Source organism: Brevibacillus sp. AG162, from assembly GCF_006715575.1.
Classification (GTDB): domain Bacteria; phylum Bacillota; class Bacilli; order Brevibacillales; family Brevibacillaceae; genus Brevibacillus; species Brevibacillus brevis.
The window spans coordinates 201,095-223,220 of record NZ_VFNO01000002.1; the positions used below are offsets into that span (position 1 = coordinate 201,095).

A 22,126-nucleotide genomic window follows, 5' to 3' on the forward strand; every position below is an offset into this window, starting at 1 on the left:
GCACGCAAAAAAACCACCGGAACGATGCGCTCCGATGGCCTTTACACTTTCCTATTTAAACAGCCGGAATAAATACATGCCAAGAGACAGGACGATGCTAATCACAATACAAGTCACAATGGGAAAGTAGAACTTGACGTTTTCCTTTTCTACCACGATATCTCCCGGCAAACGCCCCAGCGGCAAAAATCTGCCTCCTACCTGCCACAAAAGACCGATTACAATTAAAGCAGCACCACCAATAATGAGTAGCTTGGCTACAGGATTCACGATTTCATCTCCCGACCAAAGTGTTGGTACGCACTCGGGGTAAGAACCCGCCCCCGCGGCGTCCGCTGCATAAAGCCTATCTGCATGAGGTATGGCTCGCAAACATCTTCCACCGTTTGTGACTCTTCTCCGATTGTTGCTGCGATCGTATCCAGTCCGACCGGTCCACCGTCAAAGCGATCAATAATCGCTAGCAACAGTTTATGGTCGATATGATCGAGACCGCAGGCATCCACTTGCAATCTTTCCAGCGCTTCTTTGGCAATCTCTGTCGTAATGACGCCTTCGCCTTTTACTTGGGCAAAATCGCGAACTCGCTTCAGCAAGCGGTTTGCCACCCGGGGTGTTCCCCGTGAACGTCTGGCAATCTCCTCTGCTCCGCCTTCTCGAATGACGACCTGCAGGATGTCGGCTGCCCGCGATACGATAAAGGTCAGTTCCGGGACTGTATAAAACTCCAGGCGATTTACAACCCCAAAGCGATCCCGAAGCGGCGCGGACAGCATGCCAGCTCGCGTCGTGGCCCCGACCAGTGTAAATGGCGGCAAGTCCAAACGGACACTGCGAGCGCTTGGCCCTTTACCAATTATGATGTCCAGGGCAAAATCCTCCATAGCCGGATACAGAACTTCCTCGACGCTTCGGTTGAGCCTGTGAATCTCGTCAATAAACAGGACGTCGCCCTCTTGCAAGTTCGTCAAAATCGCCGCCAAATCACCCGGACGCTCAATTGCCGGACCAGACGTCGTGCGGATATTTACACCCAGCTCATTGGCGATAATTTGAGACAGGGTTGTCTTCCCCAGACCAGGCGGACCGTACAGAAGTACGTGATCCAACGACTCTTTCCGCATTTTGGCTGCTTCAATAAAAATTTTCAGGTTTTCCTTCACGTGCTGTTGACCGATGTATTCGTTTAAATAACGAGGACGGAGGCTCAGCTCCGCCGCATCTTCTTCCCAATTCATATGCGTCGTGATGATCCGAGAATCCAAAATCCTACCCCCTCATGAGCAACGCAAGCCCTTGTTTGATGAGCTTTTCTACACCATCGCCCTCTTTTGATTTCTCAGACAGCGTGTTTCTGATTTTTTGAAGTTCACCATCAGAGTAACCCAGTGCAGTCAATGCATCGAGTGCTTCGTTCAGTGCAGAAACAGCTTGCTCGCCTGCTGTCAAATCACCCGCTGCAACAGTCAAAATCGCAGATGGTGTGTACCCTACCAATTTATCCTTCAAATCGAGGATAATGCGCTGGGCTGTCTTTTTCCCAATCCCCGGAAATTTCGTCAAATAGGTAACATTCTCCTGTTGAACCGCCATCACCAGCTGTTCAGGCGTCGCCGCAGCGAGAATCGCCAAGCCGCCCTTTGGTCCGATTCCGCTAACATCAAGCAGCTTGCGAAACAAATCGCGTTCGTCACGGGTAGCAAAGCCGTACAGCAGAATGGCATCTTCCCGCACGTGGTGATGGGTAAACAATTTGGCTTTGCTGCCTTCATACCGAACGAATTGGTACGGGTTTGGGCAAAACAGTCGATAACCAATTCCGCCCGTTTCGATGACTATGTATTCCGAATCGAGATAACTAAGTGTACCTTCTACAAAATCAATCATTTCTTGACCCCTTCCGAAATGGAAATGAACGCGCGAAACTGTGCGTGCGTAATGGCAATGCCCAATGCGTCCGCCACATCGTCGGGCTTTGGTACTTCTTTTAACCGCAATAGGAGCTTCGTCATTTCCTGTATTTGCTTCTTCTCTGCTCCCCCGTATCCAGTCACGGCTTGCTTTACCTGCATCGGGGTATATTCATAGACCGGCACACCAGCCAGCTCTGCCGCAAGCAAAATAACCCCTCGCGCTTGACCAACTGTAAAGGCCGTCGTCACGTTTTTATTGAAGAAAAGCTTTTCGACGGACATCTCATCGGGACGATATGTTTCCAGAAGGCTCTGCATTGCCTCAAAAATCTGTTTCAATCTAAGTGGCACTGGCAATCCTGCTTCTGTCTGAATGCTTCCATATTGGACGGGACGCAATTGACTGCCCTCTTTATCCACAACCCCGAAGCCAACAATCGCAATGCCAGGGTCAATTCCTAAAATGCGCATAGTCCACTCTCCGTGAGCAAAGATTCTACACTCTACTGTAACACAAAGCTCCTAAAAAGCGAACGTGCATTTCCATTTTATATCCGAGTTCAAAAAGTCGACTTTTTGAACAACCTTATAAAAAACCCGCTCCCTATAAAAGGAACGGGTTATACGGCGTCTGTTAGTGTTTGTTCATTCCGAGTGAATCCGACACATCATGCTGCATGTGGGCATAGTCGTCTACGCCACTCTGCATGTGCTCTTTGATCTTGTTGATCTGTTGGTAATTGAGCTTGTTGTGCCCCTGGTTCAACTGAACGTACAAACGCTGATGGAACTGGTCTTTGTAGCTACCTCTAGGCATGGTAGACATCGTCTAAAGACTCCTCCTTCGATCACCGTATGAAATCAGTATGGCGCAAGCGCAATGGCGCTATGATACCAAGATTTACGCCACATGAGCCAGACATCTAATTGAAACGATAAGCAGTGGAGGTGTTGGTTGTTGCGAAGCAAAGTCCTCATTTTATGTATATGCTTTTTCGTAATCGCACTGTCAATGCCGCACTCTGCGCATGCCAAGGTCAAGAATGACATCACGGTCACCGTTTCGGTGTCACCCGAGTCCTCCTTCCAAACGACCATGTCCTTCCGTGATCAAAAGTATTTTACGAAGCGGCTATTGGGCTCTACTACCCAAGTCGCCTCCTATAACCCGCACTGGATACGTGCTACATTGACCGTAAAAAAACGAACGTATGTATATGATCACGATGGCCAGCTTTATGAAAAAAAAATGCCTCGTCGTTATGTATTGGCTAACGATGTCCGCCAACGGATCGAAGAAATGGTCAAGTCCGTAGAGGCTGTCCATTTTGCACAGGCTATCCCCTGGGAACAGGTGAAAAAAACGTTGAAACGGATGGAGTTTGGTACCGTGATTGATTTAGAGACAGGCCAACGTTTTGATGTCCAGCGCAGAGCAGGCAATCGCCATGCCGATGTTCAACCGTTGACGCGCAAGGATACACAGATCATGAAGAACATTTATCAGGGGAAATGGTCGTGGAAACGCAGAGCCATTCTGGTAGAGGTAGACGGTACTTATTTTGCAGCATCCATGCACGGAATGCCTCATGGCGCTGGTGCGATTAAAGGAAATGAATTCCCTGGGCATTTTTGCATCCACTTTTTCGGCAGCTCCACCCATCGGCACAGAGAGCCCGATCCTAGTCACAGCATGATGATTCTCAAAGCCTCCGGAGCACTTGCAACTACAATAAAAGGGGCGTCTCCTGAAGAACTCGTCGGCTATTTCCTCACCGCTCTGCATGAGCACGACACCCATGCGATGCGAATGACAACAGATGGCTTTACGCTTCCAGAAGGGCTGTCTTCGATCGAGTCTGTGCGATCGTCAGAAATCATCATCCCGTCAGACGAACGCGGTCCCCTGTTGATAGAGGTTCCTGTTCGGCTCTCATATATTGCCCGGGAAGGCGGTAATTTTCGAGGGACATGGAAGTTTCTTTTGCGCCGCGAAGTTCCGGGGGAACGCTGGCGAATCATTGCGGTTGAACTGAATGAATAGCAATGGAAGCAAAAATCCCTTTCCAGTCCAATACGTGCTTGTTACACGAAAGGCTCGAAAGGGATTTCTTTTGGTCTAACCATTTTCATTGTCCACTCCATTGGTATTCGCCATAGGTGGACAACACACTGTTATACTCTGCCAGATTCCGAATGCGAATCCCCCGTTTCAGATTCTCCCATTCCTCTTTTGGCAGACTCGCTTCCATTTTTGCAGTATCGATTCGATAAAAGGTTTGCACGACCTCTTGTTCAGCAGGCAGACCATGAAAGAGAGTAAGCATGCCGTCCGCAGCTATTCCGATATGCCCATTCTCCTTGCATGCTGGTGCTATATCCTGCTCGCGTTTCATTAAGATCATCTTGACAGGTTCTGCTTGTACAATTTCCCATCCATTATAGTTGCCCATGACGTCTGCCAGTTGATTGGCATGAACTGACACATGCTCTTCGTCTCGCACTCCACACAAATAATGGCGAGCTAAAACCAGTTCATACGACGTCCCCGCGACTACATCTGCTTTGCCTGAATGGTTCAGTAAACGAGCAAGACCCGAATCGTTTCCGTCCTTTCCTACTAATAGGATACCGACTACGATGCCTGTGGCTAATGCTGCACCCCACGTCGCGTAAACCATCCACTTTTTCTTCTCAGTCACATAGAACCCCTTCTTTTATATAGGCTTTTCTTCCTATGATTTCCAAAAGGAAAGAGGGACATACGGGACCAATGAGGGATTGACGTTATATTTTTTTATTTTTGTCAATACAAAAAATTAATATACTATTTCATCTGGCTATCTATCCAGCTTCCGAATCTAATGATAAACTATTTTTGCTTGGCATTATTGTAAACTTATGGAGGTCATTTCAAACATGAAAAAAACGAACAAAAAAATGCTGACCGCTTTCCTCCTCAGCACTTCTTTGGTTGTTGGCGCTCTCTCATTTCCTCTTACTCCTGTAAGCGCGCAAACTGGTTCTGTCCTTAAGCTCCGCCTGTTGGAAACGACTGATATCCACACCAACATCGTTAACTATGACTACTATCAAGACAAAAACACAGACGAGTTTGGCCTCGCAAAAACAGCGACATTGGTCAAAAAAGCAAGAGAAGAAGTGAAAAACAGCATCCTGATCGACAACGGTGACTTGTTGCAAGGAAACCCATTGGGCGACTACGTGGCAAAAATCGACCCGTTGAAAGCTGGAGATACTCACCCTGCTTACAAGGCAATGAACCTGATGGACTATGATGTTGCCAATATCGGTAACCACGAGTTCAACTTTGGTTTGGAGTTCTTGGACACCAGCTTGAAGGGTGCAAAATTCCCTTACATAAACTCCAACGTCTATGTAGACGACAAGGACAAAAACCCGGACAATGACAAAAACATGTACACTCCTTACGAAATCCTGGAGCGCACATTTAAAGATGAGAATGGTAAAGATGTAAAGCTCAAAGTGGGCGTTATCGGTTTTGTACCACCACAAATTATGCAGTGGGACAAGGCTCACCTGGAAGGAAAAGTAATTGCGAAGGACATCGTGGAAACTGCCAACAAATTCGTACCTGAAATGAAGAAAAAAGGTGCGGACATCATCATCGCAGTTCCTCACTCCGGAATTGGCCCTATCGAGGGTGGTCCTCAATTGGAAAACGCTAGCTACCAGCTGAGCAAAGTAGAGGGAATCGACGCGATCCTGTTCGGACACTCCCACTCCGTATTCCCAGGTCCTGGATTCGATAAAATTCCAGGCATTGATGCAGAAAAAGGAACGATCAACGGCAAACCAGCTGTGATGCCTGGCTTCTGGGGCAACCACCTCGGCGTGATCGACCTGACGCTGAAACAAGAAAACGGAAAATGGAAAGTGGCTGAGTCCGCTACCAAAGTAGTTCCGATTTATGACAAAGCGAACAAAGCATCCTTGGCTGATGCAGACAAAGCTATCGTGGATGCAGTAAAAGAAGATCACGATAAAACAGTTGAATGGGTTCGTTCTGCTGTAGGGAAAACATCTTCCCCGATCTTCAGCTACTTTGCACTTGTGCAAGATGACCCATCTATCCAAATCGTAACCAATGCACAAAAATGGTTCGTTGAGAAAAACGTGAAGGGTACAGAATACGAAGGCATTCCAGTTCTGTCTGCTGGTGCACCATTTAAAGCAGGCGGCCGTAACGGAGTAAGCTACTACTCCAATATCCCAGCTGGTACAATCGCCATCAAAAACGTATCTGACCTGTACATCTACCCGAACACATTGAAGGCGGTTCTGGTCGATGGAGCTACCGTGAAAGAATGGTTGGAGCGCTCCGCTGGACAGTTCAACCAAATCGATGTGAAGAAAGCAGATGAGCAACCACTCATCAACGAGACTTTCCCAACGTACAACTTTGATGTAATCGACGGTGTTACTTATCAAATCGATGTGACACAGCCATCCAAATACGCTGTAGATGGAAAAGTAGCAAACAAAGATGCAAACCGCATCAAAAACCTGTCTTTTAACGGCAAACCAGTAAAACCTGAAGACAAATTCATCGTCGTAACCAACAACTACCGTGCAAGCGGCGGCGGTGCGTTCCCAGGTTTGGATGGCAAAAACATCGTCATCGATTCCCCAGATGAAAACCGTCAAATCGTAATCGACTACATCCTGAACCAAAAAAATATCGACCCAGCAGCAGACAACAACTGGTCTTTTGCTCCAGTAGATGCGAAGCTGAACGTTACATTCACTTCTTCTCCTGACGCGAAACCATTCGCTGAAAAATTGTCCAATATCAAGTTCATCAACGTATTGGAATCTGGGTTTGCGAAATTCTCCATTGATCTGTCCAAGCCTGCTTCCAAGTAAGCTTGTCAACAACACAAACATCCCTCTTATGAGAGGGATGTTTTGTTTTATCCGACTATCCAACAAAATGGTAATGCCCCCACGGAGATCGTTGGAAAATTCGTTCTCCGTCGTTTAAAAAGCGTTGGCGATTCGCCATCACTTTGCCTTCCATTTGGATCAACTGCATGACACCCCGCATGTGGTAGCCCGGGCGCTGACTATACAAGCCCGTTACCTCCCGCAAGAAATTATCCGGATAGCGAAGCAATTGATGCACAGCCCAAATCTGAGTATCCGATAAATAGTTGACGTTACTGTAAGCTTCCATCGCTTCCACGAATGAATCCATGCGGTATTCCTGCATCAGTAGCATCCGCGACATCAATTGTACGAGGTCAACCAGCTGAAGATCATGACCGACAGTATCAAGGTCAATCAAATAGCAACTGCCTCGCTCCGTAAGCAAAAAGTTATGGCTCGCCACGTCTCTGTGTGCGAGTGTCCCCCGCTCCATGGCTACATACATTTCTGGCGTCAAAGGCAGCTTGTAAGCAGATTGAAGCAGCTCCTTGCCATCTCGAAGGACGTGATCTGCCTGTTGGGAAATGAGTTGCTCCAGTTTGCTCTGGGGGCCTTTCTGTTCAATCGACCACATCAGCCGCTCAAAGTATTCCAAGCGGCTCTCCCATTTATCTAAAAGAGCCGGTTTTCCTTCATACGCATACGAAAGGTCAATAGGAAAGCCCTGAGCTGCAACATGAAAACGTGCCAATGTTTCTGCTGTTTTTTTGACATCGAAAAGAGAAGCGTTATCTGCTTCATGACCATCAATCATTTTCATGATGGTGTAATGGCGCCCTTCAAACGCAAAAATTTTGGACCCTTCCTGATTCGCCACATACTGCACGGTATGATGAAAGCCCTTCTCATGTAGTGCATCTGCTAACTCTGTCACCCACACAGCTTTTTCGACCTGCTTATATCCTTTGAGTATCCAGTGGCCCCGGTCTGTTTTTAACAGGTTGACGTTTCGCTTCGGCTTCACCCCGTAGATTTGACAGCGAAAAGCCTTTTCAATGGTGGATAGGATTCCTTTGTTCATCCCATACCCTCTCAGTACGAAGAGGATTCTTCATGCCCATCTCCCCAGTTCGGCCAAACCCCTTGTTCAGGCATAGATGCCATACACGGGGAAGGCGGGAACATCACGTTATTGTGAATCTCCTGTGGGGAACGATTGTACTTGCCTTTGCGGCCTCTGTCCTCCGGGACTTCAGAAGAACACTCACATGATGATGACTCCACTGGTTCCGGGCACACAGGCTTCTTCGCTCGTGGCCGCTTTAATGGCATGGGTGGAAATGGTGGTGGGCATGGATAAGGAAACGGCATCGGTCTGATCGGTGGTGGGACGATTGGAAATGGATTGATTGGTCGAATTTGTTCTGGACTCACTATCGGCCGTCGATTTGGATGAAACGGGCCAATCCACGGGTTCCCCCACGGTGGGCAAGGCGGAAATGGCGGGCATGGTGGCGGGAACGGAGGTGGGAATGGCTGGAATGGCCGCACCTGTGGCGATGGCCTGCGGTCTTGCTCTGGGCTTACCCTCGTTGATGGCTTCAGCTTCTGTTGCGGACTCACTTTTGAAGGCGGCTTGAGCTGCTGTTCTGGGCTCACCTTCGAAGGCGGCTTCTGCGGCCGCAACGGACTCACACGTGGAGGTGGATAGTTTGGCTGCATCGGTTGCAACGGACTTACCCGCGGTGGCGGATAGTTTGGCTGCATCGGTTGCAACGGACTTACCCGTGGTGGCGGATAGTTTGGCTGCATCGGTTGCAACGGGCTTACCCGTGGCGGTGGGTAGTTTGGCTGCATCGGTTGCAACGGACTTACCCCTGGCGGCGGATAGTTTGGCTGCATCGGTTGCAACGGACTTACCCGTGGTGGCGGGTAGTTTGGCTGCATCGGTTGCAACGGACTTACCCGTGGTGGTGGATAATTCGGCTGTGGGCAAGGTGGGCATACATATGCTGGTGGTCGTGTAGGCTGTAATGGCAAGACCTGAGTCGGCGGTCTATATGGGATGTTGGGCACATTTTGATTCGGTGGAATCGCTGGTGGATATATATACGGACTCACTCTGGTTGGAGGTGGAGTCGGTATGAGTGGACGTATAGGAACAGGCGGAACCGGTGGCAGCACATTTGGCTTGCCTGAAATGTTCGGTGGTTTATACGGTGGCTTCTCAATCGGTTCTGCAGGTTTTTCAATTAGTTCTTCAATTGGTTTTTCAATCGGCTCTGTTGGTTTTGGGATTGGCCGTGTCGGTGGAGGTGGCGGTAATGTTGGTGGTGCAGTTGGCCTGACTACCTCGGGTGAAACAGTAGGGACTGGCGGCTTTGGCATCTCCTTGGGTGGTCTGGTGGGAATGGGAGCCGGCGGTAGGGTAGGTCTGGTCTCCTCCCTTGATTCGATTTCCACCTCTCCTGATTCTTCCGGCTCAATTGGCCGCCTCTCGATTTCTTGCGGTACCTCCATCTCTTCCTCTTCCGTAATCGGTCTTTCTTTCACATAAGGGGCCGCCTCACTCATTGGATGGGGGGGCGTTGTTCTTTGCGGTGGTCGGACAGGAACTTGTTTCGCCGGAATCTTGATTCTCGCTCCAGGATAAATTGTATCGGGAGTTTTTAATTGACTATTAAGGCGTAACAGTTCTTTGTAATCGACGCCATATCTTTTGGCGATCTTCCACATCGTATCGCCTTTTTGGACGATGTGTATTCTCAATGTTTTTCTCCTCCCTTGCACCAAACTCCCTAACATCGTATGCAGTCATGGGCGTTTTGCTCCTTGACGCCACTCCTTTGTTGGGAGGGAGCAGAAAAAGAAAAAACCAATCCCTCTAGGAATTGGTCTGATGCATATAAAATGGATACGTCCCGAGCTGGCGAACTTGACAACCAATAGCTTCAATCTCCGCAAACGCTCCTGGCAACAAGACGTCGTCCATCTTCTGCTCAATGTCGATGACAAAATAATAGCTTCCGAGTGCTTTCTTCGTTGGACGTGATTCGATGCGAGACAAGTTGACTTTTCTCCAAGCAAAAGCAGCCAGCACTTGATACAAGGCTCCCGGGAAATCTTCCGGCAGCGTGACCAGTATGGTCGTCTTTTCCTTGCGGGAAACCGGCAGCTCAAGACTTTCCTGACCGACAAGAACAAAGCGCGTGTAGTTATTCGAATAATCTTGAATTTGTTCACGTGCAAACTCCAATGGATAAATCTCTACATTCAATCGAGTTCCAACAGCAGCCCACGGCTCTTCTGGATGCTCACTCACCATTTTTGCAGCCAATGCCGTACTGTTTACCGTTTCAATCGCTGCTTCCGGCAAATTCTCACGCAAAAAGTTGTGGCTTTGTGCAATCGCTTGAGGATGTGACATTACTCTCTTAATTGCGGACAAAGGCAATGGGTGCTCTCTTTTTGCCACCAACAAGTTTTGCGTAATCGGCAGTGCGAGCTCCGCCAAAATGGGCAGATCTACTTCGTGAATGAGCCAATCGAGTGTAGAGTTGACCGTTCCTTCAATGGAGTTTTCCATCGGTACAACACCGTATGCCACTTCATTTTTGGAAACAGCGTCTAGTACTTCAATAATACTTGGGTACGGAACGAAAGATAGCTTTTGTCCGAGCGACAATATCCTCGCTGCTTCTTCGGTAAACGTTCCACGCGGTCCTAGAAAAGCAAGTTTCTTCTCCATGGCTACTCCTATCCACTATGGTCTATCTCTGATGGATTTCTACCTGTACGCCATTTTCGTCCGGTTGCAAGATCATCACGCGGTACGAGATGTCGTGCCCTTTCATCACTCTGTCCACAAAAGCACGCAGCTTCTCTAATTCTTCATCTGAAGAGAAAAAGCAGAGGATCGTCGGTCCAGCGCCGCTCAAAGCAGCCCCCAGTGCCCCGTGTTCAGTCGCTTTGTCCAGGATTTCGTTCAAGCCAGGTACAAGCTTTGCTCGATACGGCTGATGCAGCCGATCCGACATTGCCCGCCCCATCAGGTCTAGTCTGCCTTGTGCCAGTGCAGCAACTAGCAAACTACTATGACCCACATTATATACAACATCCTCTCTGCTGTACACCTGTGGCAAGACGTTCCGCGCTTTTTCTGTCGAGAGCATGAATTCTGGGATCACCACAAGAGTCTGCAATCCCGCAGGAGCAGAAAACCGCACATAAGGAATGGGTTCCCCTGGTACCTCAGGCATCGTCGCAACAATGATACCGCCAAACATCGAAGCTCCTGCATTATCCGGATGCCCTTCCAGGCGTGTTGCCTTTTCAAACAACTGCTCACGCGTAAATGGTTCGCCAGCGAGATGGTTAGCCGCTACGAGTGCACCTACAATCGCAGCGGCACTGCTACCCAATCCCCTCGTCAGGGGAGCGTCACTGGAAGCACGGATCGCGAGCTCAGGAATAGCGAGACCTGCTTCCTGAAACAAACCCGCCGCAACCTTGTACAGAAGATTATTTTTGTCCGTCGGTGTTCCTTGCAGCTCCTTGCCCATCATCTCTACCGTCGTATGATCGCTGATTTCCATTTCTACAACAGAATACAACTGGAAAGCCATTCCCAGCGCATCGAATCCTGGTCCCAGATTCGCTGTCGTTGCCGGTATGGTTACTTTTACACGTCGTCCATTCATGATACAATTTCTCTCCCACTTTGACGAACCAGCTCCATCACAGCTTCATGTGTCGCCGGAACAGAACGCGGCTCTTCACCTACCAGCTTCAAAGCGATGTTTGGATCTTTTAGTCCGTTTCCAGTCAATACGCACACGATCTGGCTGCCAGGTTGAAGCCTTCCAGCCTCATGCAGCTTGATAATGCCAGCCAGCGATGCTGCCGAGGCAGGCTCACAAAACACACCTTCACTCTTCGCCAGCAAATGATAGGCATGTAAAATTTCTTCGTCCGTTACACTATCGACGAGACCGCTTGATTTCGAAATAGCATTCAAAGCGCCATCCTTGCTCGCTGGGTTGCCAATGCGAATAGCTGTCGCAATCGTTTCAGGGTTGGCTACTGGTTCGCCGTGAACCAACGGAGCTGCTCCCGCTGCCTGGAATCCGTACATCTTAGGCAAGCGACTCGATTTTTTAGCTGCGAAATATTCCTCGAAACCCTTCCAGTATGCTGTAATGTTACCTGCGTTACCAACTGGAATGGCCAAAATGTCAGGTGCGTCCGCCAGCGCATCGCACACTTCAAATGCCGCGGTCTTTTGTCCTTCGATCCGGTAAGGGTTCACGGAATTCACCAGTGTAATCGGCTCTTTCGCTGTGATTTCGCGAACGATATCCAGTGCTTCATCAAAATTACCGTCAATCGCGATGACTTCTGCGCCATAGGCGATTGCCTGTGCCAGCTTGCCCAGTGCGATATTGCCGTTCGGGATCAGGACGATGCAACGCAACCCTGAGCGTGCCGCATACGCCGCTGCTGCTGCTGACGTATTCCCCGTCGACGCGCACATGATTGTGTTGCTTCCCTCTTCTACCGCTTTGGCTACAGCCATGACCATGCCTCTATCTTTAAAAGAGCCGGTCGGATTGAGCCCCTCGTACTTAACGTACAGCTCCACCCCCAATTGTTTGGATAGGTTCGGGGCATGGATCAAGGGAGTGTTTCCTTCATGCAAGCTGACCAGCGGAGTTTTATCTGTGATCGGGAGAAATTCCCGGTAACGTGCCAGGATGCCAGACTGTCGATCAGAACCCATTATTTGTCTCCTCCTTCTACACGGTAGCAGCTCTGTACAGTTGATACGATATCCATCTGCTCCATGTAAGCCAGTACCGCATCCATGTCACTTTTTGAGGACATGTGTGTAATCATGATAATCTCCGCTTCACGTCCGTTGTTAAACGGTTGCTGGATGACTTGCTCAAGGGAAATATTTTTGTCTGCCAACAGTTGTGTAATTTGAGCAAGAACACCGCGTTTATCTGCAACTACGATGCGCAGGAAGTATTTCGAGAATTTTTCGCTGTCTTCTTTCAATACTTTTTCTTTGTATGGAGCAACCATTCCGCGTCCGTTCACTCCTAGCTTTCTGTTTTTGACGACAGTGACCAGGTCAGACACAACGGCGGTAGCAGTCGGCAATTCACCTGCGCCCGGCCCGTAAAACATGGTTTCTCCTACCGCTTCCCCATGTACGTACACGGCATTAAAGACACCATTTACGGAAGCGAGTGGATGAGATTTCGGAACCAGAGTCGGCTGCACACTTACCTCAATCGCCTCTTCGTCACGACGAGCCAGTCCGAGCAGCTTGATTTCATAGCCCAGTTGCTTGCCATAGGCGATATCTTCCTTGCTCACGGAACTGATCCCTTTTACGTCCACATCTTCGAGCTTCATCGGTACACGGAAGCCCAGCGTTGCCAGAATCGCCATTTTGCGGGCGGCATCAAAGCCCTCCACATCAGAGGTTGGGTCCTGCTCCGCATAGCCCAGTGCTTGTGCTTCTTTCAATACCTCGCTATAGTCTGCGCCCTCTTGACTCATTTTGGTCATGATGTAATTGGTCGTTCCGTTGACGATCCCCATCATTTTCGCGATACGGTCTGAGGAGAACCCTTCAACTAACGCGCGCAAGATCGGTATTCCGCCTGCCACGCTTGCCTCGTAGAAAACGTCACAGCCCTTTTCTTGCGCTTTCTCTAAAATTTCGGCTCCGTACAACGCCATCAGATCTTTGTTGGCTGTTACTACGTGCTTGCCACGTTCGAGTGCACCCAAAATGTATTCCTTGGCAGGGTGAATGCCGCCAATCACTTCTACGATGACTTCGATTTCCGGATCATCCAAAAGACTAGCAGGGTCAGTGGTCAGCGTGCTTTCCATGGATGAAATATTGCGAGATTTTTCCGCATCCTGAACAAGAATACGGGATATCTCAATACTGAGGCCGGTTTGCTTTTGCAAATCCTCCTGATGCGCTTGAATAATGCGTACGACACCAGTCCCGACTGTTCCAAAACCCATCAATCCCAATTTAATGCTCTGCTTCTCCATGTCTCTCTCCCCTACCTTTTCTTTGATTGTTTTTTTGTTTAGCCTCTACCGACGATCATCGCTTTGCGGACGCCTGGGATCAGCTGCAAGCTATCCAAAAACTCCGTGCTAGATACGCGAAGATTAGCCATATCGACTGACATGGATATGGTAGCAATCCCTTGAAGTGGTATCGTCTGATTGATGGTCAATACGTTTCCACCTTGATCTGCTACATAGGTGAGCACTTTGGACAAGTAACCTGACATGTGATCCAAAGAGAAAGTAAACGTCATAATTTTTTCGCTCATCATCGCATTGAACGGAAAAATGCCATCTTTGTACTTATAAAAAGCACTGCGACTCAATCCTACCCGTTCAACCGCTTCATTCACGGTATCCACTTCGCCGGATTCCAGCATCTTCTTGGCATCAATCGTTTTGGCAATCGATTCTGGCAGGATGTCAGATCGAATCAAGTAGAATTTTTCTTCCTTTTTCATGCGTTGTGTCCTCCCGAGAAAAACAGTTGTTTCTTCATAGAGGACATTATAACGGAAAGCATGTAATGTGACAATCCTTATCCGTCACTTTTTTTCATCGGATCATATTTGGTTTACTTTGATTACATGAGGGAGAGCTTCTTCGCGCACAATAATGCGTATCGTATGGAGGAGGTGAAAGGCAAATGGCCGGACGTGGAAAGTCAGATAAATCGGAGCGCCGCAACAATCACCCAGCTGGTAAGCCAAGCAGTCTCGATCAGTTTGGCAATGACATGCGAGGTAAAAAAATGGCACAGTCCCCAAACGTGATTGAAGACCCCAGCGGAAACGGATAAACAAGCACAAAAAAACCCGGGACATCATGATCCCGGGTTTTCCTGATTCAATTAGTATGCCAAAGAGGACAAACCATTAATATGAGTCAAGTAGCGAACGTTACTCGCTTCTTTCATCAAGGTTGCAGGCAGGCCTTTCAGCTTCAGTTGGCTTGCACCGATTGTTCCGATCGCGTCTTTACGGCCCAGGCTACCCAGTGTACCGGAGAATACCGGTTTGAAAGTATCCATTTTGGTGCCGTTGAAGTGCGCGAAGAGATTGTGACCAACTACTTCTCCCATTTGCCATGCCAGCTGCGCAGTCGGAGGGAATGGACGACCTTCTGGCCCCATTACGACCGCACTGTCACCTGCGAGGAATACATCAGGGTGAGAAGTGGATTGCAGGAATTCTGTAACAGTTGCACGCCCGCGGTTTACTTCCACGCCGCACTCAGCTACTACGCGATTTCCTTGTACGCCACCTGTCCATACCATTGTTTTGGTTTCGATGGTACCGCCATCTTTCAGGCAAACCGTGGTTTCTTTCATTTCCGTTACAGGTACGCCTGTCAGGAATTGAACGCCGCGTTTTTCCAAGCTCGTTTTCGCACGCTCAACCAGGTCAGGAGCAAAACCAGCCAAAATGGATGGACCTGCTTCTACACAGTAGATGGATACGTCTGCAAAGTCTACGCCGTGTTTATGGCACAGATTTGGCAGCATATCAGCGAATTCCCCAACCAGCTCGATACCTGTCAGGCCGCCACCACCTACAACGAAGGTAGCATCTGCTTTATTTTTGCTCGTCTTGTATTCAATCACGCGCTCTTCGAGGTGTGCACGCAGACGATTTGCTTCTTCTACAGACTTCAGTGTAAAGCTGTACTCTTGCAGACCTGGGATTCCGAAGAATGCGGTTTCACTACCCAGCGCAATAACCAAAGCATCGTATTTAATGGACTCGCCGCTCGCCAGTGTTACACGTTGGGAATCGAGACCAATGTTTTCTACCGTGTCCACTACGAGGTTAATCTCTTTGCCACGCAGCAATCTTTCCAGAGGGAGCGCCACGTTTTGTTCAGACAGGTTTCCTACTGCCAAGCGGTGCAGTTCCGTAATGATTTGGTGAGTAGGAAAACGGTTTACCACCGTGATCGACGCTTCTTCAGCCGTCATGTATTTACGTGCAGTCAATGCGCTGAGCAAACCGCCATAACCGCCGCCTAGAATCAGAATATGCTTCGCCATGCCCAATCCTCCGTCCTTGTCTTCCATTCCATAATAAAAATATTAGCGTTTTTGTTGTTGACGTTCTGCGGTTACTTCCAGGAATGCTTGTGCGAAACGCAATGTTTTTTGTACTTGCGGATCTTTGAGCATTTTGAGAATACCGAACAAACCGATCGTAGACTCTTCTACATGAACACGGTCATTGGCCTCAATGGCTGCTTGCGCAATACCTTTCGCTTTATCAGAGATCGGTTTTACGAACTCTTCCATTCCGCCTTTGATGTCGTCGATCAATACGTGATCATTTGCTACTGTTTGTACCAGATCATATGTTTTGGTCAAAAGAGTTGTCAGTTCCGCCAATTTAGGCAGGTTCGCCACCAATACGTTCAGTGACTCTTGGATTTCTGGTTTCATCAACTGATCGAGTACATCTTGTTGCTGCGCTGGTGCCAGAGTAGCAGTGCTTGCTACTTCAGCAGCAGCTTGAGCTTGTTGCGTAGTTGTTTGAGACATAAAAAAAACGTCCTCCTTTGCTTTGGAATAGAGGCCTTTCATTCTCGATGCCTGTTCATACGAGTAACGGCCGCTATTCTCCCTGAAAATCCGGTTTAAAATTGCTTGTAACATTTTTCACAAAGCGAAACAGACAACGGATTCGAATAATCAAAAGTGAATGATTTCACAAGAATTTATTCAGGAAAGCGTACACAACAAATCATGAAGTGAACAGGCTCGATTTAGAACTCTATGTACTCTACTATATACCTTCTTCACGGGAACATCAAAGGAAAAAAACCGCTTCCTTAGGAAGAAGCGGTAGTTGAGAGCTTTTTATAGTAATCTTTGATGAGTTCATGATGCTTTTCATTGATATCCGTAAAGATTAATTCAATGATCGATTGTTTGTCTTGGAACGTTTTTTCCACGATTTTCGCCATCATGACGATCTCCTGCGCTTGCTTCGGTATCTTGAAAGACAAGTGGAGAAAATCGCCCTTCGACACATAACCGTCCGTTCCCAAAACAAGACGGGTTGGAGAGAATTTCAGCAACACTGCCTCGCCTTTTTCTTCGATCGGTCTAGCTCCCATCACCTTGTAAGGGACAGAAATACCGAGATCGGGGGAGATGGGATCCTGCTTGCGCTTTTGTGTAATTTCTACCCCTACACTAATCGGAATCATCCCTAAAAGCTTGATCGGCCAAAGCGTTTGCTCGGAAACTACCTCCAAATCAATGGTGTTCACTGCCGCATCCGTTTCCCAACGAATGCGTACAGTTGATCCGAGAAGCTCTGCTTTGGTTTCAGGCTTCATCTCACAGGAAACTACGAGATAACTGCCCTTTGCATGTTCAACCATAACTTGGACAGGTGTCTTCACCTGCTTGGAGATGATTAGCGGTAGCGTCGCACCGCGTTGGAGTCGTTTATCCCCCAAAAATGGGTTCAGTGATGGGATATCAATCATGGTTTTTGTCACTCCACAAAGTCAAACTCTAATTTGCCGATCCGAACGGTATCCCCGTCTTTTGCTCCCAGCTTGCGCAGAGCATCATCTACACCCATGCTGCGCATTTGTCTTGCAAAACGCTGGGCTGCATCATAGCTGTTCAGATTCGTCATGCGTACGAGCTTCTCGATCTTTTCACCGCTGACGACAAATACTTCGTTATCACGCGTAATTTCGAATGCCTCTGGTTCTTTTTCTGCTCGGAACACCACGCGCTCTTCCACTTCCGCAACTTCCTCGACAGCAGGCTTGTCCGGAATCGTCGCCAAGGTATCCCCGATCGCATACATCAATTCTTGTACGCCTTGACGGGTTGCAGCAGAGATCTCGTACACCTTCACATCTGGAGCCTTTTCCTTGAAAATACGCAGGTTTTCCTCTGCTTCTGGCAATTCCATTTTGTTCGCGACTACAATTTGCGGACGATCTTCGAGCTTCAGGTTATACATTGTCAGCTCTCGGTTGATCTGCAAATAATCCTCGTATGGATCGCGTCCATCTACCGCTGCCATGTCAATCACATGGACGATCAAGCGCGTACGCTCTACGTGACGCAGGAATTGGTGACCAAGACCCACACCTTCATGTGCGCCTTCAATCAATCCTGGCAAGTCAGCCATTACGAAGCTCTGCTCGCCCAAGTCCACAACACCCAGATTCGGTGTCAGCGTCGTAAAGTGGTACGCTGCAATTTTTGGCTTCGCCGCTGTTACACTGGACAGCAGCGTGGATTTTCCTACACTTGGATAGCCAACCAAGCCCACATCTGCAATCAGCTTGAGCTCCATGACAATGTAACGCTCTTGACCTGGCTCTCCGTTCTCCGAGATGTGTGGGGCTGGATTCGAAGAGTTGGCAAAACGAATATTGCCTCGTCCACCGCGTCCGCCTTTTGCGATCACAGCACGTTGCCCCTGCTCCACGAGATCGGCAATCACTTCTTTGGTATCATCATCAATGACAGTTGTTCCCGGTGGCACGCGCACGATCATATCTTCCGCGCCTGCTCCGTGCTGAGATTTGTTGCGGCCGTGCTCTCCGCGTGGTGCTTTGAAATGTCGTTGATAGCGGAAATCTACCAGTGTACGCAGACCTTCATCCACGACAAACACGACATCTCCACCTTGACCGCCATCTCCACCTGCTGGACCACCCAGCGGTACGTACTTCTCCCGGCGAAAGGAGACGGCTCCGTTACCACCGTCCCCGCCTTTTACATATACTTTTACCTGATCGACAAACATGGTGTCACCTCTTTCATTCCGCGAATGGAACCACCAAATTCAGGACCCATTCTTCTTCCGTATGTATCCACTCGGTGACCTCCACCGTACTCTGTTCGCTTTTACGTATCAGCTTTTCCAATTCTTCCATTCCGGATGCATGAAGTATACCGGCCAGGTCAAAACGAAAATGAACGCCACACTCATCCATCTGCAAGCTTACCTGCATGCTGGCTGGTTCGTACCCGCTCTGGTCTACATGATCGTTCACTGTGCATAATATCTCTGACACCAACTGAAACAAGTCTTGCTCGCTCAAAACTACTCGCGTGAGATCCACATGATTGCACACGTCCACTTCTAAAAGCAATTCATTGTTCAGTGCGTTAAATGTCAAGAAGAAGACGGACAACAAGGAGCTATTCAATCGGGCTACCATCGATTCCTGCATCGCCATCTGTGCGATGCGCTTCAAATGGGCCTCTCCTTGTTCAGTACGGTTCAAATGCAAATAGCCGAGCAGAACCTGAACGTGGTTCAACCAGTCATGCCGCTGCCTGTTCAGAACGGTCAGCAGTTGGTCTGTCTGATGCGTAAACAGCCTCCGCTCGTCCCCCATCACATTCACCCAAGTCGATAAGAATATCTTTCCCATCTATTGTACCATAAAAAAACCTCTTTCGAGGCAAAATCATAGAAGAGCGACCGCGTTTTACTGGAAGTTTTTATGCGCTCCAGAATTTTCAAATTCCTCCTCGTTAAAAAAGACCCGGACAAAAAGAAAACCCAGCTATATCGCTGGGTTTTTCTTAACAAATATTTACGCTTCGGAAGCAACTGGCTCGATCACAACTTGTTTGCGATCACGGCCCAGACGCTTGAAACGAACAACACCATCTGCAGTTGCAAACAGAGTGTCGTCTCCGCCTTTCATTACGTTCGCACCTGGGTAAATCTTTGTTCCGCGTTGACGAACGAGAATGTTACCAGCAGTAACGAATTGCCCGTCGCCACGTTTCACGCCCAGACGTTTGGAAATGGAATCGCGACCGTTCTTTGTGGAACCTACCCCTTTTTTCGATGCGAAAAACTGAAGGTCCAAGTTAAACAGCATGTTCATATCAGACACCTCCCTGCCATTTACGATCATTTACTTTTACGTATTTACCGTAATTCGCCTCAACCGACAAAAGAGCAATTACCATGCTCTCTGCCAAAAGCTGTTGTTTCTCGCGTGCAGTCTCATCATCCGAAGAAGAAAGACTCCACTTCAAGAACCCACCGCCTTCTTGTGCGACAGCGACATCAGGAGTGATGCCGGTCAAAGGTTGGATGGCGTTTAATATACCAAAGCTGATGCCTGATACAGCAGAACAAACGATGTCTGCCCCATAGGCACCCGCATTGGCATGTCCGGAAATACTAATTTCATGGATACCGTGCTGCGCACGGCTCACGATCACTTCAATCATAACAAGTCACCAATTAAGCGTTGATCTTCTCGATCACAACTTTGGTGAATGGTTGACGGTGACCTTGCTTGCGACGGTAGTTTTTCTTGGCTTTGTATTTGTACACGATAATTTTTGCAGCTTTACCGTGTTTTTCTACTTTACCAGTTACCGTTGCACCAGCTACTGTAGGAGCTCCTGCAGTAACTTTGCCGTCTTTGCTTACGAAGAGAACTTTGTCAAAAGTAACAACGTCTCCTTCGTTGCCAGCCAATTTCTCGATGAAGAGAACTGCTCCCTCTTCAACTTTGTATTGCTTTCCACCGGTTTCGATAATTGCGTACACTGTGTGCACCTCCTATACTCAGACTCGCCTTTACAGGTGCGTCGACGAGCGACGGCTTATGTACCTGATTCGTGCGGTTACAGTATGCACGAGGCATATCTGCATGACAACCATTAGGTTATCATAGATACAATAGCCCAGTCAAGTTATTTCGATTGTAAACGCTGTGCCTCTGCCCGATTTCCGACGTATCCAATTCGAAACTCGTCTGGGCTCATAGAAGGGACAAGCTGCTTATAGACATGGACAGGCCATGTTATTGCCTCTGCTTTTTCCCACGCCTCTATCATATCCAACAATCTTGGCGGCATGTCCACGAGAACAGCCTCCACATCTTGGCTCTTTGCCAGTGCCGTGACTTCAACGTACAAGCGCCGGAACAGCTCGTCTACTCGCCAAACTCTCCCTCGGCCCTTGCATGCCTCACACGGCTCTGTCAACCGCTCCATCAGGCTCGCACGAACTCTTTTTCGCGTCATCTCGACTAATCCGAGCGCCGTCATCCCGAGAACAGTCGAAGGCACAGGGTCCTTCGCCAGTTCTTGTTTCAATCGCGAGATCACTCGCTCCTTATTGCTCTGCTCTTTCATGTCGATGAAATCAATGATCACGATGCCACCGATGTCTCGCAAGCGCAGCTGCCGGGCAATTTCAGTTGCTGCCTCCAGATTGGTCGCCGTCACTGCCTGCTCCCGCTGTTGCCCTCCCCCACCTGTGAACGAACCGGTATTTACATCGATGACCGTCATCGCTTCTGTCCTGTCGATGACCAAGGACCCTCCACTCTTAAGCGGCACATGTCGATCACGAGCACGAATCAGCTCCGCCTCGACACCCAAGAAGTCAAAGAGCGGCTGTTTGCCCTGATACCAGCGAAGCTTCTCTTGTACTTCCGGAGCAAAAGCTGCCAACGCCGCTTTTACCTGCTGATGAGTCGCCGCACCTTCTACCAACAGCTCATCCATTCCGTTTGCCAAGCCATCTCGGAGCGCCACCTCGATCAACTCTGCATCCTGAAAAATCCGCCCGGTCGAGCGCAGTCCCTCCGCTGTTCGCAGCATATCCTGCCAGCGATTGCGCAAATAGGTCAGTTCACGAATGAGTGTCTGCTCTTCTGCTTCCGCCGCTTCCGTGCGCAGAATACAGCCTTCTCCTTGCGCTACTGTCGAAGAGATCACCTGTTGCAGTCGTTTTCGTTTGGTATCATCGGTTATTTTACGCGAAAGCGATATGCTTTCTTCAGTCGGAAGGTACACCAGGTAACGCCCCTGCAAGCTGATCCGCATCGAGATTTTTGGCGCCTTCATTTCCATCGCCTCTTTAGTCACTTGAACCAATACCTTTTGTCCTACGTGAACGCGTTCCGCAATACTTGGTTTCGCTGCTCCACCCGACTCTACACCGACCGTGTCATCTACATACAAATAAGCATTTTGGCCTGTACCAATATCAACAAAGGCGGATTGGATGCCAGGCTTCACATCTGCGATCCGTCCTTGATAAATGTCACCAACACTTGCGTGTGCCCCTACATCCTGTGTACGCCATTCCTGCAATTTCCCGTTTTCTATAAATGCGATGCGGATGCTGCCACCTTGTGCACTGATCGCTACTTGTTTCACTGCCTTCACTCCTTATTCCCCGTGCAAACGTTGC

General features: G+C 48.8%; 26 protein-coding genes, 1 pseudogene and 1 other annotated feature. Of the genes and pseudogenes, 4 read left to right on the forward strand and 23 right to left on the reverse strand.

Translation table 11 applies throughout. From position 1 onward, the window contains the following. Positions 1-51: 51 nt before the first annotated feature. The 5 genes from FB479_RS05780 to FB479_RS05800 form a co-directional block, all read right to left on the reverse strand. Positions 52-270, reverse strand: a complete 219-nt coding sequence (locus FB479_RS05780) for a DUF2905 domain-containing protein (protein ID WP_012685583.1) — start codon at positions 268-270, stop codon at positions 52-54. After that, positions 267-1,265 carry a Holliday junction branch migration DNA helicase RuvB gene (gene ruvB, locus FB479_RS05785; protein ID WP_012685582.1) on the reverse strand — a complete coding sequence of 333 codons (999 nt, stop codon included), beginning with the start codon at positions 1,263-1,265 and terminating at the stop codon, positions 267-269. The genes FB479_RS05780 and ruvB overlap by 4 nt, the downstream gene beginning before the upstream one ends. Positions 1,266-1,269: 4 nt before the next feature. After that, positions 1,270-1,887, reverse strand: coding sequence for a Holliday junction branch migration protein RuvA (ruvA, locus tag FB479_RS05790; protein WP_142063236.1), 618 nt, complete (start codon positions 1,885-1,887; stop codon positions 1,270-1,272). Further along, entirely contained in the window at positions 1,884-2,384 is a 501-nt protein-coding gene (gene ruvC / locus FB479_RS05795; RefSeq protein WP_106656748.1) for a crossover junction endodeoxyribonuclease RuvC, read from the reverse strand. The genes ruvA and ruvC overlap by 4 nt, the downstream gene beginning before the upstream one ends. Positions 2,385-2,547: 163 nt before the next feature. Beyond that, positions 2,548-2,739, reverse strand: coding sequence for a hypothetical protein (locus tag FB479_RS05800; RefSeq protein WP_047072775.1), 192 nt, complete (start codon positions 2,737-2,739; stop codon positions 2,548-2,550). 132 nt (positions 2,740-2,871) lie between these two features. On the opposite strand from FB479_RS05800, the gene FB479_RS05805 reads away from it, so the two are divergent. After that, entirely contained in the window at positions 2,872-3,957 is a 1,086-nt protein-coding gene (locus FB479_RS05805) for a hypothetical protein (RefSeq protein ID WP_255438293.1), read from the forward strand. 85 nt (positions 3,958-4,042) lie between these two features. On the opposite strand, the gene FB479_RS05810 is transcribed toward FB479_RS05805, so the two are convergent. After that, positions 4,043-4,615 carry a BofC C-terminal domain-containing protein gene (locus FB479_RS05810; protein WP_142063242.1) on the reverse strand — a complete coding sequence of 191 codons (573 nt, stop codon included), beginning with the start codon at positions 4,613-4,615 and terminating at the stop codon, positions 4,043-4,045. Positions 4,616-4,832: 217 nt separating this feature from the next. On the opposite strand from FB479_RS05810, the gene FB479_RS05815 reads away from it, so the two are divergent. After that, positions 4,833-6,821: a bifunctional 2',3'-cyclic-nucleotide 2'-phosphodiesterase/3'-nucleotidase gene (locus FB479_RS05815; RefSeq protein WP_106656751.1), complete on the forward strand. Its 1,989-nt coding sequence runs from the start codon at positions 4,833-4,835 to the stop codon at positions 6,819-6,821. Positions 6,822-6,876: 55 nt separating this feature from the next. Here FB479_RS05815 and FB479_RS05820 read toward each other — a convergent pair whose 3' ends face one another. Then, positions 6,877-7,905: a phosphotransferase gene (locus FB479_RS05820; protein ID WP_106656752.1), complete on the reverse strand. Its 1,029-nt coding sequence runs from the start codon at positions 7,903-7,905 to the stop codon at positions 6,877-6,879. Positions 7,906-7,916: 11 nt separating this feature from the next. Beyond that, the gene (locus tag FB479_RS30860) at positions 7,917-8,780 is read right to left on the reverse strand and encodes a hypothetical protein (protein ID WP_255438338.1); all 864 of its coding nucleotides are present in this window, start codon (positions 8,778-8,780) and stop codon (positions 7,917-7,919) included. Positions 8,781-8,967: 187 nt separating this feature from the next. On the opposite strand from FB479_RS30860, the gene FB479_RS30865 reads away from it, so the two are divergent. Next, a complete protein-coding gene (locus FB479_RS30865) occupies positions 8,968-9,381 on the forward strand; it encodes a hypothetical protein (protein ID WP_255438330.1) in 414 nt (137 codons plus the stop codon). A 125-nt stretch (positions 9,382-9,506) separates the two neighbouring features. Here FB479_RS30865 and FB479_RS31235 read toward each other — a convergent pair. From FB479_RS31235 to FB479_RS05850, 6 genes and pseudogenes are all read right to left on the reverse strand, one after another. Beyond that, positions 9,507-9,629: pseudogene (locus FB479_RS31235) on the reverse strand (LysM peptidoglycan-binding domain-containing protein); the annotation flags it as partial. 79 nt (positions 9,630-9,708) lie between these two features. Next, entirely contained in the window at positions 9,709-10,572 is an 864-nt protein-coding gene (pheA, locus tag FB479_RS05830) for a prephenate dehydratase (protein ID WP_106656754.1), read from the reverse strand. A gap of 22 nt (positions 10,573-10,594) precedes the next feature. Beyond that, the gene (gene thrB, locus FB479_RS05835; protein WP_142063249.1) at positions 10,595-11,524 is read right to left on the reverse strand and encodes a homoserine kinase; all 930 of its coding nucleotides are present in this window, start codon (positions 11,522-11,524) and stop codon (positions 10,595-10,597) included. Further along, positions 11,521-12,603, reverse strand: coding sequence for a threonine synthase (thrC, locus tag FB479_RS05840; RefSeq protein WP_142063252.1), 1,083 nt, complete (start codon positions 12,601-12,603; stop codon positions 11,521-11,523). The genes thrB and thrC overlap by 4 nt, the downstream gene beginning before the upstream one ends. After that, positions 12,603-13,904, reverse strand: coding sequence for a homoserine dehydrogenase (locus FB479_RS05845; protein ID WP_142063255.1), 1,302 nt, complete (start codon positions 13,902-13,904; stop codon positions 12,603-12,605). Before FB479_RS05845 ends, thrC begins: the two co-directional genes overlap by 1 nt. Positions 13,905-13,942: 38 nt before the next feature. After that, positions 13,943-14,386: an ACT domain-containing protein gene (locus FB479_RS05850; RefSeq protein WP_142063258.1), complete on the reverse strand. Its 444-nt coding sequence runs from the start codon at positions 14,384-14,386 to the stop codon at positions 13,943-13,945. A 185-nt stretch (positions 14,387-14,571) separates the two neighbouring features. Here FB479_RS05850 and FB479_RS30410 point away from each other — a divergent pair, with 185 nt between their 5' ends. After that, positions 14,572-14,724, forward strand: a complete 153-nt coding sequence (locus tag FB479_RS30410) for a hypothetical protein (RefSeq protein WP_164724500.1) — start codon at positions 14,572-14,574, stop codon at positions 14,722-14,724. Between the two features lie 51 nt (positions 14,725-14,775). Here the strand turns inward: FB479_RS30410 and FB479_RS05855 are convergent, their stop codons facing one another. From FB479_RS05855 to FB479_RS05895, 9 genes are all read right to left on the reverse strand, one after another. Beyond that, positions 14,776-15,954, reverse strand: a complete 1,179-nt coding sequence (locus tag FB479_RS05855; RefSeq protein WP_142063261.1) for an NAD(P)/FAD-dependent oxidoreductase — start codon at positions 15,952-15,954, stop codon at positions 14,776-14,778. A 42-nt stretch (positions 15,955-15,996) separates the two neighbouring features. Continuing rightward, positions 15,997-16,452 (reverse strand): helical membrane plugin domain-containing protein, encoded by a 456-nt coding sequence (locus tag FB479_RS05860; RefSeq protein ID WP_047072800.1) that lies wholly within the window; start codon positions 16,450-16,452, stop codon positions 15,997-15,999. Positions 16,453-16,742: 290 nt separating this feature from the next. Then, entirely contained in the window at positions 16,743-17,408 is a 666-nt protein-coding gene (locus tag FB479_RS05865) for a PilZ domain-containing protein (protein WP_142063264.1), read from the reverse strand. A gap of 8 nt (positions 17,409-17,416) precedes the next feature. Beyond that, positions 17,417-18,694, reverse strand: a complete 1,278-nt coding sequence (obgE, locus tag FB479_RS05870) for a GTPase ObgE (protein WP_106656761.1) — start codon at positions 18,692-18,694, stop codon at positions 17,417-17,419. Positions 18,695-18,707: 13 nt separating this feature from the next. Continuing rightward, the gene (locus tag FB479_RS05875; RefSeq protein ID WP_142063267.1) at positions 18,708-19,292 is read right to left on the reverse strand and encodes a Spo0B C-terminal domain-containing protein; all 585 of its coding nucleotides are present in this window, start codon (positions 19,290-19,292) and stop codon (positions 18,708-18,710) included. Between the two features lie 201 nt (positions 19,293-19,493). Then, positions 19,494-19,787, reverse strand: coding sequence for a 50S ribosomal protein L27 (rpmA, locus tag FB479_RS05880; protein ID WP_005832382.1), 294 nt, complete (start codon positions 19,785-19,787; stop codon positions 19,494-19,496). Between the two features lie 7 nt (positions 19,788-19,794). Next, positions 19,795-20,145, reverse strand: a complete 351-nt coding sequence (locus FB479_RS05885; protein WP_012685564.1) for a ribosomal-processing cysteine protease Prp — start codon at positions 20,143-20,145, stop codon at positions 19,795-19,797. 13 nt (positions 20,146-20,158) lie between these two features. Next, positions 20,159-20,470, reverse strand: a complete 312-nt coding sequence (gene rplU, locus FB479_RS05890) for a 50S ribosomal protein L21 (RefSeq protein WP_047072807.1) — start codon at positions 20,468-20,470, stop codon at positions 20,159-20,161. 10 nt (positions 20,471-20,480) lie between these two features. Next, positions 20,481-20,559, reverse strand: a sequence feature (ribosomal protein L21 leader region). A 57-nt stretch (positions 20,560-20,616) separates the two neighbouring features. Beyond that, positions 20,617-22,092, reverse strand: a complete 1,476-nt coding sequence (locus FB479_RS05895) for an Rne/Rng family ribonuclease (protein ID WP_142063271.1) — start codon at positions 22,090-22,092, stop codon at positions 20,617-20,619. Positions 22,093-22,126 lie beyond the last annotated feature (34 nt).

Excerpts from the sequence above, each read along its gene's own strand:
- rpmA (WP_005832382.1), bottom strand. The coding sequence starts at position 19,787 with ATGCTGTTTAACTTGGACCTTCAGTTTTTCGCATCGAAAAAAGGGGTA.
- obgE (WP_106656761.1), bottom strand. The coding sequence starts at position 18,694 with ATGTTTGTCGATCAGGTAAAAGTATATGTAAAAGGCGGGGACGGTGGT.
- pheA (WP_106656754.1), bottom strand. The coding sequence starts at position 10,572 with ATGGAGAAGAAACTTGCTTTTCTAGGACCGCGTGGAACGTTTACCGAA.
- FB479_RS05855 (WP_142063261.1), bottom strand. The coding sequence starts at position 15,954 with ATGGCGAAGCATATTCTGATTCTAGGCGGCGGTTATGGCGGTTTGCTC.
- FB479_RS30865 (WP_255438330.1), top strand. The coding sequence starts at position 8,968 with ATGAGTGGACGTATAGGAACAGGCGGAACCGGTGGCAGCACATTTGGC.
- thrB (WP_142063249.1), bottom strand. The coding sequence starts at position 11,524 with ATGAATGGACGACGTGTAAAAGTAACCATACCGGCAACGACAGCGAAT.
- FB479_RS30410 (WP_164724500.1), top strand. The coding sequence starts at position 14,572 with ATGGCCGGACGTGGAAAGTCAGATAAATCGGAGCGCCGCAACAATCAC.
- ruvC (WP_106656748.1), bottom strand. The coding sequence starts at position 2,384 with ATGCGCATTTTAGGAATTGACCCTGGCATTGCGATTGTTGGCTTCGGG.
- FB479_RS05845 (WP_142063255.1), bottom strand. The coding sequence starts at position 13,904 with ATGGAGAAGCAGAGCATTAAATTGGGATTGATGGGTTTTGGAACAGTC.
- thrC (WP_142063252.1), bottom strand. The coding sequence starts at position 12,603 with ATGGGTTCTGATCGACAGTCTGGCATCCTGGCACGTTACCGGGAATTT.
- FB479_RS05860 (WP_047072800.1), bottom strand. The coding sequence starts at position 16,452 with ATGTCTCAAACAACTACGCAACAAGCTCAAGCTGCTGCTGAAGTAGCA.
- FB479_RS05850 (WP_142063258.1), bottom strand. The coding sequence starts at position 14,386 with ATGAAAAAGGAAGAAAAATTCTACTTGATTCGATCTGACATCCTGCCA.
- FB479_RS05865 (WP_142063264.1), bottom strand. The coding sequence starts at position 17,408 with ATGATTGATATCCCATCACTGAACCCATTTTTGGGGGATAAACGACTC.
- FB479_RS05875 (WP_142063267.1), bottom strand. The coding sequence starts at position 19,292 with ATGGGGGACGAGCGGAGGCTGTTTACGCATCAGACAGACCAACTGCTG.
- FB479_RS05800 (WP_047072775.1), bottom strand. The coding sequence starts at position 2,739 with ATGTCTACCATGCCTAGAGGTAGCTACAAAGACCAGTTCCATCAGCGT.
- FB479_RS05820 (WP_106656752.1), bottom strand. The coding sequence starts at position 7,905 with ATGAACAAAGGAATCCTATCCACCATTGAAAAGGCTTTTCGCTGTCAA.
- FB479_RS05815 (WP_106656751.1), top strand. The coding sequence starts at position 4,833 with ATGAAAAAAACGAACAAAAAAATGCTGACCGCTTTCCTCCTCAGCACT.
- FB479_RS05885 (WP_012685564.1), bottom strand. The coding sequence starts at position 20,145 with ATGATTGAAGTGATCGTGAGCCGTGCGCAGCACGGTATCCATGAAATT.
- ruvA (WP_142063236.1), bottom strand. The coding sequence starts at position 1,887 with ATGATTGATTTTGTAGAAGGTACACTTAGTTATCTCGATTCGGAATAC.